The following is a 12572-nucleotide window of genomic DNA, read 5'->3' as shown; positions in this document are numbered from 1 at the left end:
CTAAGAGAGTAGCAGATCCAATGTCATTTGGGTATGGCTAACTAACAGGTACAAAAAAGGCGACTCAAGGCCGCCTTTTATCATCGCTTACTAAGTATTAATTACTTAGAGATGTGAGCGATTAGGTCTAGAACTTTGTTTGAGTAACCGATTTCGTTATCGTACCAAGATACAACTTTAACGAATTTGTCAGTTAGTGCAACACCAGCTTTAGCATCGAATACTGAAGTTTGAACTTCACCGATGAAATCTTGAGAAACAACAGCGTCTTCAGTGTAACCAAGAACACCTTTAAGCTCGCCTTCAGATGCTTCTTTCATAGCAGCACAGATTGCTTCGTAAGATGCAGCAGTTTTTAGGTTAACTGTAAGGTCAACAACAGAAACGTTTGCAGTTGGAACGCGGAAAGCCATACCTGTTAGAAGGCCGTTTAGTTCTGGAAGAACAACGCCTACAGCTTTAGCTGCACCAGTTGATGATGGGATGATGTTTTGAGAAGCACCACGACCACCACGCCAGTCTTTAGCAGAAGGACCATCTACAGTTTTTTGAGTAGCTGTAGTTGCGTGAACTGTAGTCATAAGACCAGATTCGATACCGAACTTGTCGTTAAGAACTTTAGCAACAGGTGCTAGACAGTTAGTAGTACAAGAAGCGTTAGAAACGATGTCTTGGCCAGCGTAAGTTGAATCGTTTACGCCCATAACGAACATTGGAGTTGCGTCTTTAGAAGGACCAGTAAGAACAACTTTCTTAGCACCAGCAGTGATGTGCTTACGTGCAGTCTCGTCAGTTAGGAAAAGACCAGTTGCTTCAGCTACAACGTCAACGTTGATTGCATCCCACTTAAGATCTTCAGGGTTGCGCTCAGCTGTAACACGTACAGTTTTACCGTTAACGATTAGGTTACCGCCTTCAACTTCAACAGTACCGTTGAAACGGCCGTGAGTTGAATCGTACTTCAGCATGTAAGCCATGTATTCAACGTCGATAAGGTCGTTGATACCAACAACTTCGATGTCGTTGCGCTCTTGCGCTGCACGGAAAACAAAACGACCGATACGGCCAAAACCATTAATACCTACTTTGATAGTCATTGTAGTTGCTCCACAACTTAATTTCTAATGAAAGATAACTGGTAGTAAAATTACAGAATACTGGGTGACGCTGCAAGCAAAAAAGGCGGTTAAATTGCTTGAGGTCAAAAAAAAGTTCGGATTTTTTTTACATTCCCTCTACATTGCCGACAATTCATACGAAACTTGTTCAATTAGTCACCATAGACGTTGTTAACTTTTAATATTGAGCAAATCTATTTTTATGTTGGCACTTAGATTGATTCGGTAACTAAACACTCATAGCGCAAAAAGTATGTGCCACATAAGTCGGAATTGACAACTTTTTAAACAAAATCTTAGCGGCAGCTTTTGTTCTGATGTGTAAAGTTGTGGTGAGGGTTTAAATGTTTTAACGAGAATGCGTCGTCCTCTAACCATGGGTAGCGAATTTATTATGGCGTAGTATGATTAGGAAAGAGCCGTAAAAATGTGCTCAGCGTTATAAAGGAAGAGACAGGAAAAACAATGACTAATAAAAACGATGCGTACTGGCGAGAGAAATTATCCCCTGAACAGTATCAAATCTGTCGTGAACAAGGTACTGAAGCGCCGTTTAGTGGCACATTGCTGCATAATCGTGAAACAGGTATTTATCACTGCACCTGCTGTGAATCGCCATTATTCCAATCGGATAATAAATATGACTCAGGGTGTGGTTGGCCGAGCTTCGATGCGCCAATAGAGAAAAACGCGATTCGCTATCTTGAAGATCACTCACACGGAATGAGCCGAACGGAAATTCGTTGTGCACAATGTGATAGCCATTTAGGGCATGTTTTCCCTGATGGGCCTCAAACAACGGGCGAGCGTTATTGTGTGAACTCGGTATCTTTACAGTTTAAAGCGTGATGTTACGTTGCATATAGGCTGAAATATTATTACAAAATCAAAGGCATCTTAGGATGCCTTTTTTGATCTTGGTCACTCTTAGCGGAGGCTTGGCGTAATCGCGTAAGAGGATTAGTGACTAAGTGCAGCAATGAACCGACCTTGTTTGAGTGCTTTAATGACAGCCTCTGCTTGTTGCTCTAGGCCATCGCGTTTTTCACCCGCCATAGGATAGAAACTGGCTAATTTGTCTTTGCTTGCCACTGGCATATTAAATTCAGCTCCGACAATCGACCACAGGTAAGCTTGTTCATTGTTTTTTTGTTGATGGTAAATGGTCGCCAAGGTTTGGATGATCTCAGGCTTTACCGTATCGCCTTTTTTATACAGAGAGAGTGCATGTAATAAAATACGTAGGGTTTTCTCTTGATCTTTACCATTGTAATAAGTGGCCAAGGCAAGTTGTAGCTCAGGTGTTTCTAAGGCCGGTTTTCCTTCGAGCCTTAAAAATTGGCGCATGGCCTGTTTGTCACCTTGCGACCAGCGGTAATAGATGATCTCGGGGTCGATGGATGCTTCTAGTTCTTTATTGAGTCGATCAATAGAGTCATAACTGTGGATTAGCGCTTGCATACGGTTGGTTTTGCGCTCTTTCAGTTCGGTTGGCTCTATACGTGCCGCGTACTCTAAACACATTTGATAGTTATGCGTGAATTTGAGTTCTTTAAACTTTTCGCTATCTATGGGGTTTTTTAATACGTCATAACGTTTCCAAATTAAACTGGCGCGTTGCAAACGGCATTGACCGTCATTCACATTTAATTGGGCACAGATGTCGGGGTAGGATTCACATAAGCTATCTGTAGAGCGGTGGCGTTCAAAACAGCCACTGAGAAGTAGTGTGCAACCCAAAACAGTGAGCAGTTTAAATTTTGCTGTCGACTTTTGTTTTACGCTAGCCGTCATTGTCTTTTGGGAGGTGTTTACACGCATTGTAAATGAAGCTCGTATAGTTAACGTTATGAGACCTCATTCTATAGGAAAGTCGCTCTGAGGTGATGAAAACATAGAAAATTGTGAATGCTATTCAGGAAAGTGGGCGAGCACTATGGGCTTTTGATGAAATTATCATCGAGACCATATTGCGATAGGGAGTTTGTTTGCAGCTGTATCGTTCTGGACATGGCTGATGTGATTGCCCCTTGTTATTTTTGTGCTCTGCTTTGTTTTAATTGTCGGCAATTCATGATGGAAGCTGTGATCAGAAAAGCATTTCTTATACTACGGCTTGACTGATGTGTACGACTCCTTAAAGGTAATGCAACATGAAATTAACCCTGTCGGTTGTTGCTGGGTTCGCGGTGAATGTAGCCAATCGAAGCTACCTTGTAGAGATGGAGTGTTGGAATGGATGTTGAGCAAATATTACACGCGATGACCCCCGAGGTGTATCAGCGATTAATGACAGCGGTAGAAGTAGGAAAGTGGCCTGATGGTACTGTTTTAACCCAAGAACAACGTGATGCTACCATGCAAGCTGTCATGTTATATCAGTCGCGCAATAATCAAGACGCAGAGCATATGAGCGTTGAGCTCGGAGGCGAGATTAAGTTTAAGTCAAAAGCTGAGCTCAAACGTGATTTTGGCATAAATGAAGAAGCCGCTCATTCAACCGATGATATTGCCCGCTTCAATCACAGCGAGCTGTAATTGATGTGGTGAGAAGAGCCAGCAGGTATGTATTAGCGTTAGTTGGTAGGGGTCTCTAACGCTATTTCTTACCGTGTTACATCTTGATAGGTGCGCAATAAAAACCACGTAATTCATGATCTTCTTCGCTCATCATATTCGCGACGATAGGTTCTTGTTCTATCGCCATTAAGTAGGCGTGTAATTTAGGGTAGCCTGACTCTAAACGCAGACCAGCCATCCAACCGTTCCGCAAAATACTCCAAACGCTAATTTCAGCCATCGAGAAATGCTCGCCAATAAAGCCTTCTGTCGGCATTTGTTCTTCAAGATATTGAAGTGCCAACGGGAGATGGTGCTGTATACATTGCTCAATCGCATCTTCATCAATGTCTTTATTGAGCATCTTGCCTCGCATAATTTTTTGGTAAAACAGCACACCACTGACCAGCGAGGTTAATCGCGTATCGGCGTATTCTTCTAACCATCTGATTTTCGCTCGCACTTTGGCATCACCAGAATACAAAGGTGGGACAGGGTAGAGATCATCTAGGTAATGGGCGATGACGGTTGAATCCATAATGCTTTGCCCATCATGTTCAAGAACAGGGACTTTTCCCATGGGATGGCGTTTGTGGGCGAGTTCTTTTTCTAAGAATGGATTTAAGGGTTCAAGCTGATAGCTAATGCCTTTGTAGGCGAGTGCTAGCATGATTTTTCTGACGAAAGGAGAAATTGAAGCACCGTGTAGAATCATAAGTATCGTCCTACGAAGCATATTGGTTTTATTGTGATTACGTGAAGTCTTGTCGTGTCGACAGTAACGTATTCTTGTGTGTTTTCAGTGCTAGTAAGTGTAGTTGAGATATGAGAAAGCGGATAAACAAAGAGCCGCATACGCAGCTCTTAGAAGGAAAGTAACGTCAGTACATCCAGTTAGTGAGTCAGTTCACCACGTAGATCTTGTTGCATCATACTGCGCACTGTTTCTGCGGGTAGGTTTTTCGACAGCAGATAATGTAATTTCGCTAACGCAGCTTCTGGTGTCATGTCATAGCCACTCAATACGCCTGCATCTGCAAGTGCACAGCCTGTTGCGTAGCCACCCATGTTCACTTTGCCTGATAGGCACTGCGTAAGGTTGATAACAATCACACCACGATCTGTCGCTTCTTTTAGTTGCGCTAAAAGATCGGCATTTTGTGGTGCATTACCGACACCAAACGTCAGCAAAATCATTGCATTAACAGGTTGGCGAAGCGTGTTACGAATAACTTCCGGTGAAATACCTGGGTACATGGTGATCACACCAATCGGTTGAGGTGTAATGTTATGTACGGTAAATGGTGCATCCGGTTTTTTATCAATCTCAACATTGTTAAGTTGAATATTGATACCCGCTTCAAGCAATGGCGGTAGGTTTGGAGAAATAAAGGCGCCAAAGCCATCGGCATGTGCTTTTGTACTACGGTTACCACGAATTAACTGGTTGTTGAAAAACACAGTAACTTCGTTAATTGGGTAGTTCGCTGCGACGTGCAAAGAATTTAATAGATTACTCTGACCGTCTGAGCGAATTTCTGCAATTGGGATTTGTGAACCAGTCACGATCACTGGTTTATCTAGGTTATCAAACATAAACGACAAAGCTGACGCTGTGTACGCCATGGTATCCGTACCATGAAGAATGATGAAACCATCGTACTTGTCGTAGTTTTCTTTAATATCATCAGCAATGCGCTGCCAATCCGCTGGCGTCATATCCGAAGAATCGATCAGAGGATCGTATTCATGGATGGTAAATTTTGGCATTTCTGAACGATGGAATTCTGGCATGCTTGCTAATTGCTTCTCCATGAACCCTGCAACAGGGACGTAACCATGGTCTGACTTCTGCATGCCAATTGTGCCGCCAGTATAAGCAATGTATATGTGTTTTCTTTCCATAATTCAGTACAGCTTTTTATCGGTTTGGTGCGCGCATTATACGGCTAACGCTCGGTAAAAAAAGCCCAGCGTTGCTGGGCTGATCTCACTTTTCACTATTGGTGCAGTTTAGGCAGAATGCATATTGCCCTTTTGGATCATTAAAGTTATTTAATGTGGTTAGGTCTGTTGCAACTTGGTGTGCTACAGGTTGTAATGCTGAAGGAACTTGTCCCCACAAGATATTATGTAAATGTACATTGATCTTGGCAGTAAAGTTCTGCAAGAAAAGCTCTGTAGGGGTAAGATCTTCGGTTACCCACTGTAGCTCGTAGCTGTCGAGCTCTGCTAATGTAGCGGCTTCTGCAATGGCATCATCAAAGTCACCGAGTTGATCAACCAGACCGAGTTCCAATGCATCTTGACCTGTCCATACACGGCCCTGAGCAATATGATCCGCTTGCTCTAGTGACATGTTGCGGTATTGGCTAACTAAACCAATAAAGCGCTGATAACCGTGCTCAACCCCCAGTTGGAATACTTGTGCCACGCCTTCAGGTAGCTCACGAGTAACACCTACACCAGCAAATGGCGTTGTGCCGACACCATCGTTATAAACGCCCATTTTTTCCAGCCCTTTTTCAAAGGTGGTTAAAATAGCGAAGATACCAATAGAACCGGTAATGGTTGTTGGCTGCGCGATAATTTTATCGGCGCTGGATGAAATCCAGTAACCGCCTGATGCGGCTAAGCTCGACATCGACACAACAACAGGTTTGCCCGCTTGCTTGAGGGCATCAACTTGATTTCGAATCACTTCGGATGCAAATGCACTACCACCAGGGCTATCCACGCGAAGAATGACGGCTTTGACATCATCATCTAAGCGAGCTTCACGTAGCATCGCTGCAGTACTATCTCCCGCAACGGTACCTTGTTGACGACCATCACCATCAACGATAGCGCCACTTGCAACGACTACGGCAATTTTATTGCTGCTTGGCAGTTCTGTTGGCATCACGGTTGGCATGTAATCGTAATAGCTGATGTGTTTAAAGCTATCGTTGTCATCGCTACCAAAAGCGTCCACTAAATTTTGTAGCAGCTGAGGGCGGCTCACGAGTTCATCAACTAAACCCATGTTTAATGTCAGTTTCGCAAAATCACCGTTAACCGCTTTCAATTGCGTCACGAAATCATCAAGTTCAGGCGATAGCGCTTGGGCATCAATCTGGCGGTTAGTGGCGACATCTTGCGTGTAAGCCCCCCACAGTTGGTTTAACCAAGCGGTATTCGCTTCACGAGCAGGATCAGACATGCTATCGCGGGTATAAGGTTCAACAAACGATTTGTAAGTACCTACACGGAATACATGGGTATTGACATCGAGTTTGTCTAACAAGCTTTTGTAGTACAGGGTGTAGCTGCCGTAGCCTGTTAGCAATACACCACCGTCAGGCGACATAAAAACTTTGTCGGCGTAGCTGGCAAGGTAGTACTGACTTTGGCTGAAGTTATCACCAAAGGCATAAACGGGCTTGCCTGCTTCTTTAAATTCGTTAATTGCCTTGGCGATATAACGTAGTTTGGTGAGATTAGCACCTGCCATGTCTTTCAGGTTAAGCACCAAGCCTGTGATGTTGTTGTCAGTCGAGGCATGTCGAATGGTATCAACAATATCAAACAAGACATTTTCTTGAACTTGTTGGTGGCCTAGCGCATTGCTAGTCAGCTGATCGACAGGGCTAATAATGCTGCGTTGTTCAACGATAGGACCCGCTAAATCGAGTACAAGTGCAGATTTTGTCGCTTGTACTGGCTCTTCTGTTCCTTGGGTGAAGGCAAAAATGATGATGCCAATAAAAGCCAAGAAAAACAGGTTAAGAATAAGCTGACGAGTGAAGCTGAGTAGTTTCCATAGGGCGCGGAAAATCTTTCCAATCCCTTTAAATAACATTTTCATGAAACGTCCTGATAATGATTCCTGCTCTTATCCTAACGCAGGAAAGCGCTATGTCACAATTTTTCACCAATATCCGTACGTTAGGTTCGGAGCCACATAGCGTTAATACGTTCCATTTTTCATAACCGATCATCCATTTTGGTCACGCTTCCTGATGAAAACCCTTGCATAGATCATGCTTTGTTGCGTTAATGTAAACAGATGTTTGAAATTTGTTGTTTGTTGACCATATACTGGTCTGACCATAATTAAAAAAGAATGGAAGCCATGAACGATAAATCTTACCCACACTTACTTGCGCCCTTAGATCTTGGTTTCACACAATTAAAAAATCGTGTGCTGATGGGATCAATGCATACAGGGCTAGAAGAATCTCGTGACGGTTTTAAAAAGCTGTCGGCCTTTTATGCAGCCCGTGCCCGCGGTGGTGTGGGTTTGATTGTAACAGGTGGCTTTTCCCCTAATTTTCGCGGTCGACTGCACCCATTAAGTGCTGAATTTAGCTCTGCTCGTCAAGCAAGAGCTCACCGTACGATCACTGATGCTGTGCATGAAGAGGGTGGCAAAATTGCGTTACAGCTACTGCATGCTGGCCGCTATGCCCTACATCCTTTTGCCGTGAGTGCCTCTGCGATTCGGTCACCAATCTCTAAATTCACGCCTAGTAAAATGAGTGCTCGTCAAATTAATAAAACCATCGATGCCTTTGCTAAAAGTGCAGAGTTGGCCCGCGAAGCGGGTTATGACGGTGTGGAGTTAATGGGATCGGAAGGGTACTTGATTAACCAATTTATCTGTCAGCGTTCCAATCATAGATACGATGAATGGGGCGGCAGTTATGAAAACCGTATGCGCTTCCCGATTGAGTTGGTCAAGGCTGTGAGGGAGCGTACAGGCCATGATTTCATCATCATTTTCCGTCTATCCATGCTAGATCTGGTCGAGCAAGGTAGTACCCATGAAGAAGTGGTGATGTTAGCGAAAGCACTGGAAGCTGCGGGCGTGACAATTTTAAATACGGGCATTGGCTGGCACGAGGCGCGTGTTCCTACCATTGCCACTCAAGTGCCACGGGCGGCATTTACGTGGGTCACCGAAAAACTGAAAAGCGAAGTTAAGATCCCGCTGGTTACCTGTAACCGCATTAACACCCCTGATGTAGCGGAAGGTATTTTAGCGGGTGGGCAGGCGGATATGGTATCGATGGCACGACCATTCTTGGCGGATGCTGAATTTGTAAATAAAGCAGAACAAGATAGAGCGGATGACATCAATACCTGTATTGGCTGTAACCAAGCTTGCCTCGATCATGTGTTCGTTGGTAAACGTGCCAGCTGCTTAGTTAACCCGCAAGCTTGTTACGAAACGGAACTGGTACTGACACCTGCTGCTACAACACGGAAAATCGCTGTTGTTGGAGCGGGTCCTGCGGGTTTGGCGTGTGCAAGCGCGGCGGCAGAGCGGGGCTTTAGCGTTGATCTGTTTGAGAAGAATGATTACATCGGTGGTCAGTTTAATCTGGCAATGCAAATCCCTGGCAAAGAAGAGTTTAAAGAGACGATTCGCTATTTTAGCCGTCGTTTAGAACAGACCGGTGTCAATGTGAAGCTAGGCCATGCCGCTACCTTAGATGAATTAAAACATTACGATGAAGTGATTGTCGCGACAGGTGTTCAGCCTCGTATGCCGCCGATCCCTGGCCTTAAAGATAGCGATAAAGTGGTTGATTACCAAACCTTGATCCGTGACAAAGTGGAAGTGGGTCAGAAAGTGGCAGTGATTGGTGCGGGGGGGATCGGTGTGGATGTCTCTACCATGCTGACAGAGCCTGAACATCAAGTGCTTGCCGATTGGTTACAAGACTGGGGGATTGATACCGATATTAGTCATGCGGGAGGGTTATATCCGCATGAAGAATACGTCAGTCAGCGCCAAGTATGGTTAATGCAACGTAAGCCAGGGCGTGTCGGGAAAGGGCCGGGTAAAACAACGGGCTGGATCCATAAGAAAGTATTAGAGAAACGCGGTGTTGAGTTGCTAGGTGGTGTTAGCTACGACAAAGTAGATGATCAAGGGCTGCATATTACGGTAGAAGGGCAGGCGCGCGTATTGCCTGTTGATCATATTATTGTATGTGCAGGACAAACGTCTGTTAATGTGCTGACGGAGCAGCTTGAGGCGATTAATGTAAAAGTTAGTGTGATTGGTGGTGCCGATGTGGCGGGTGAAGTGGATGCTAAGCGAGTGATCCGCCAAGGCGTTGAATTAGCGGCTAAGCTCTAACGCGGACATAGTCGCGGTAATGATGTAAGCACAAGCAAAATGTTTGATACGAGTAATTCAAATATATGTGTAGACCAAAGCACCGATACTTCTCGGTGCTTTATGGTTATGATATTGTTAACCAATAATTATTATCATTAAAGGTTGTTGTTATGGATGCGCTTTCATTATTACTTAATCGCCGTTCGTTACCTAAGTTAATGGAGCCCGCACCGCAAGGTGAAGTGCTCGACAATATTTTTCGTGCCGGGCTACGCGCCCCTGATCATGCCGGACTTACACCATGGCGTTTTATTGTGTCGCAAGGAGAAGGACTGAATAAATTCGCTGATATCCTAGTGGAAGCGGCCAAAGCCGATGGTGCTGATGAAGCGACCTTAGAAAAAGCCAGCAAGGCACCGTTTCGCGCCCCTATGGTGATCACTGTGGTTGCGAAAGTCACAGAGAACGACAAAGTCCCTGTGATTGAACAGCACCTATCGGCGGGCTGTGCGACTCAAGCCATGCAAATGGCCGCGGTAGCACAGGGCTTTGCTGGTTTTTGGCGTACAGGTAAATGGGCCTACCACCCTGTGGTTCGTGAATCACTGGGTGTACAAGGTGACGATCTGATTGTGGGTTTTCTGTATCTTGGTACATCGGGTTGCCGAGAAGCCAAAGTGCACGAGCGCGATCTGAGTCAGTTTGTTGAGTACCTGTAAAACCACACCAATGTAACAGGGAAGGGATGCCTTCCCTTTACTGTCTTTTTATCCAGTATTTCTTGTTCTTACCTGCCGCTTTGGTTAAAGTCTCAAACTCATTGAAGTTTGCTGAATAATTGTTATGTCTCGTTTATTTATTGCTGAAAAACCTAGCCTTGGCCGTGCGATAGCGGCGGTACTCCCTCGTCCTCATAAAAATAATAACGGCTATATTGAAACGGGTAATGGCGATATCGTCACTTGGTGTATTGGCCACTTGTTAGAGCAAGTTGAGCCCGATGCGTATGATGAGAAATACAAAAAGTGGAACATGGTCGATTTACCCATTTTGCCCGAGCAATGGCAACTCACCCCACGAAAATCAGCCAAACAACAATTGAGTGTGGTGCGTAAACTCGCCAAGCAAGCGACAGACATTGTCCATGCAGGCGACCCTGATAGAGAAGGGCAACTGCTGGTGGATGAAGTGATTGATTACGTCAAAGTATCAGCGACTAAGAAAGCAAAAATTCAGCGATTATTGATTTCAGATCTTAACCCAAGTGCTGTGAAGCGCGCTCTGTCTGCGATGCGCAGTAATCGAGATTTTATTCCGTTATCGGTGTCAGCTTTGGCTCGTTCTCGGGCTGATTGGCTGTATGGCATGAATATGACGCGAGCCTATACCTTGCTGGGTCAAAAGGGCGGCTACAAAGGCGTATTGTCGGTTGGGCGGGTTCAAACGCCAGTGCTCGGCTTGGTAACGCGTCGTGATGATGAAATTGCCAACTTTGTGGCCAAGCCTTTCTACGAAGTGTTTGCTTTGATCCCTTATCAAGGTAATGACATTCGTGCGCGCTGGAAACCGAGTCCAGCCTGTGAACCTCATCAAGATGAAGATGGCCGTATTCTTAACCGCAAGCTGTGTGAAAATGTCGTCGCGCGAATCAAAGGCCAACCGGCTGAAGTAACGGAATCAGAGCGCAAAGAAACGCGCCAATTCGCCCCGCTGCCGTACTCGCTTTCAGCATTGCAAATTGATGCCGCTAAACGCTTTAACATGAGTGCAGCCGATGTGCTGGCAACGTGTCAGTCTTTGTATGAAAAACACAAAGTGATCACTTACCCACGTTCGGATAGCCGCTACTTGCCAGTTGAGCACTTCAAGCAAGCGAATGATGTGTGTAAAGCGATTCAGACGACCAGTACAGCGCTTAGCCAAGCGTGTGAAGGGGCGAATACCAGCCTGAAATCCAAAGCATGGAATGATAAAAAAGTCGATGCTCACCATGCCATTATTCCCACTCCCAAAGGTGTTAATCCTGCATCCTTGAGCAGTGGTGAAGCGAAAATTTATCAATTAATTGCACGTCAGTATCTGATGCAGTTTTATCCTGCCGCTATTTATAGTGAAGCGAAGTTAGTCTTTACTATTGCTGGTGGCGTTTTTATTGCCAAAGGACGTCAGCTGATGAGTGCTGGTTGGCGAGAGCTGCTAGGGCGTGATGATAAGAGTAAAGACGAGGATCTTGCTGATAAGGTACCACCGTTGGAGAAAGGCACCGTATTAACCTGTCGCGAAGGTGAAATTAAAGACAAAATGACAGAGCCACCGAAAGCCTTTACCGAGGCAACCTTGCTGCAAGCCATGACAGGGATCGGTCGCTTTGTATCTGATGCTTCACTGAAAAAAATTCTACGCGACACTGATGGTTTAGGCACAGAAGCAACGCGGGCCGGCATTATTGAAATTTTGTTTAAGCGTCAGTTGTTGAAGCGTGAAGGTAAAAATATTCATGCGACCGATGCTGGACGCGGTTTGATTTATGCCTTGCCGACAGAATCGACTTACCCAGATATGACCGCGCATTGGGAACACCAGTTGCAAGATATGGCGGATAAAAAATGTGCCTATAAACCTTTTATGGACGCCCTTCAGTTGCAGGTGAGTACTTTGATGGAGAAAGTAAAAACCAGCGATGTACCGCCAAGTTTACGAGAATTAAAGTCGCCAGAGTTTAAAAAAGGCGGCACTAAGAAACGTAAATACACGAAGCGAAAAACCACGAAGCGCTAAGTAAG

10 protein-coding genes are annotated in these 12572 nt (G+C 45.0%); 5 read left to right on the top strand and 5 right to left on the bottom strand.

Annotated elements, in window-relative coordinates:
- Nucleotides 1–101: 101 nt before the first annotated feature.
- The gene (gene gap / locus L4C35_RS11745; protein WP_428463033.1) at nucleotides 102–1097 is read right to left on the bottom strand and encodes a type I glyceraldehyde-3-phosphate dehydrogenase; all 996 of its coding nucleotides are present in this window, start codon (nucleotides 1095–1097) and stop codon (nucleotides 102–104) included.
- 486 nt (nucleotides 1098–1583) lie between these two features.
- Between gap and msrB the strand changes: the two genes are divergently transcribed.
- The gene (gene msrB / locus L4C35_RS11740; RefSeq protein ID WP_428463032.1) at nucleotides 1584–1967 is read left to right on the top strand and encodes a peptide-methionine (R)-S-oxide reductase MsrB; all 384 of its coding nucleotides are present in this window, start codon (nucleotides 1584–1586) and stop codon (nucleotides 1965–1967) included.
- A 111-nt stretch (nucleotides 1968–2078) separates the two neighbouring features.
- Here msrB and L4C35_RS11735 read toward each other — a convergent pair whose 3' ends face one another.
- Nucleotides 2079–2939, bottom strand: a complete 861-nt coding sequence (locus L4C35_RS11735; protein WP_428463031.1) for a DUF2989 domain-containing protein — start codon at nucleotides 2937–2939, stop codon at nucleotides 2079–2081.
- 414 nt (nucleotides 2940–3353) lie between these two features.
- Between L4C35_RS11735 and L4C35_RS11730 the strand changes: the two genes are divergently transcribed.
- Entirely contained in the window at nucleotides 3354–3656 is a 303-nt protein-coding gene (locus L4C35_RS11730) for a YeaC family protein (RefSeq protein WP_428463030.1), read from the top strand.
- Between the two features lie 76 nt (nucleotides 3657–3732).
- On the opposite strand, the gene L4C35_RS11725 is transcribed toward L4C35_RS11730, so the two are convergent.
- The 3 genes from L4C35_RS11725 to sppA all read right to left on the bottom strand — a co-directional run bounded on the left by L4C35_RS11725 (nucleotide 3733) and on the right by sppA (nucleotide 7524).
- A complete protein-coding gene (locus L4C35_RS11725) occupies nucleotides 3733–4392 on the bottom strand; it encodes a glutathione S-transferase family protein (RefSeq protein WP_428463029.1) in 660 nt (219 codons plus the stop codon).
- 179 nt (nucleotides 4393–4571) lie between these two features.
- Nucleotides 4572–5582, bottom strand: coding sequence for an asparaginase (gene ansA, locus L4C35_RS11720; protein WP_428463028.1), 1011 nt, complete (start codon nucleotides 5580–5582; stop codon nucleotides 4572–4574).
- A gap of 85 nt (nucleotides 5583–5667) precedes the next feature.
- Nucleotides 5668–7524 (bottom strand): signal peptide peptidase SppA, encoded by a 1857-nt coding sequence (sppA, locus tag L4C35_RS11715; protein WP_428463027.1) that lies wholly within the window; start codon nucleotides 7522–7524, stop codon nucleotides 5668–5670.
- Nucleotides 7525–7791: 267 nt separating this feature from the next.
- Between sppA and L4C35_RS11710 the strand changes: the two genes are divergently transcribed.
- From L4C35_RS11710 to L4C35_RS11700, 3 genes are all read left to right on the top strand, one after another.
- Entirely contained in the window at nucleotides 7792–9807 is a 2016-nt protein-coding gene (locus L4C35_RS11710; protein ID WP_428463026.1) for an oxidoreductase, read from the top strand.
- Nucleotides 9808–9959: 152 nt separating this feature from the next.
- Nucleotides 9960–10508, top strand: a complete 549-nt coding sequence (locus L4C35_RS11705; RefSeq protein WP_428463025.1) for an NAD(P)H nitroreductase — start codon at nucleotides 9960–9962, stop codon at nucleotides 10506–10508.
- Between the two features lie 124 nt (nucleotides 10509–10632).
- On the top strand, nucleotides 10633–12567 hold the full coding sequence (locus tag L4C35_RS11700; protein ID WP_428463024.1) for a DNA topoisomerase III: 1935 nt from the start codon (nucleotides 10633–10635) through the stop codon (nucleotides 12565–12567).
- The last annotated feature ends 5 nt before the right edge of the window (nucleotides 12568–12572 follow it).

Source organism: Photobacterium kagoshimensis (assembly GCF_050337045.1).
GTDB lineage: Bacteria > Pseudomonadota > Gammaproteobacteria > Enterobacterales > Vibrionaceae > Photobacterium > Photobacterium kagoshimensis.
The sequence above is the reverse complement of the archived record's forward strand: the minus strand, read 5'-3'. Positions and strand labels throughout refer to the sequence as shown.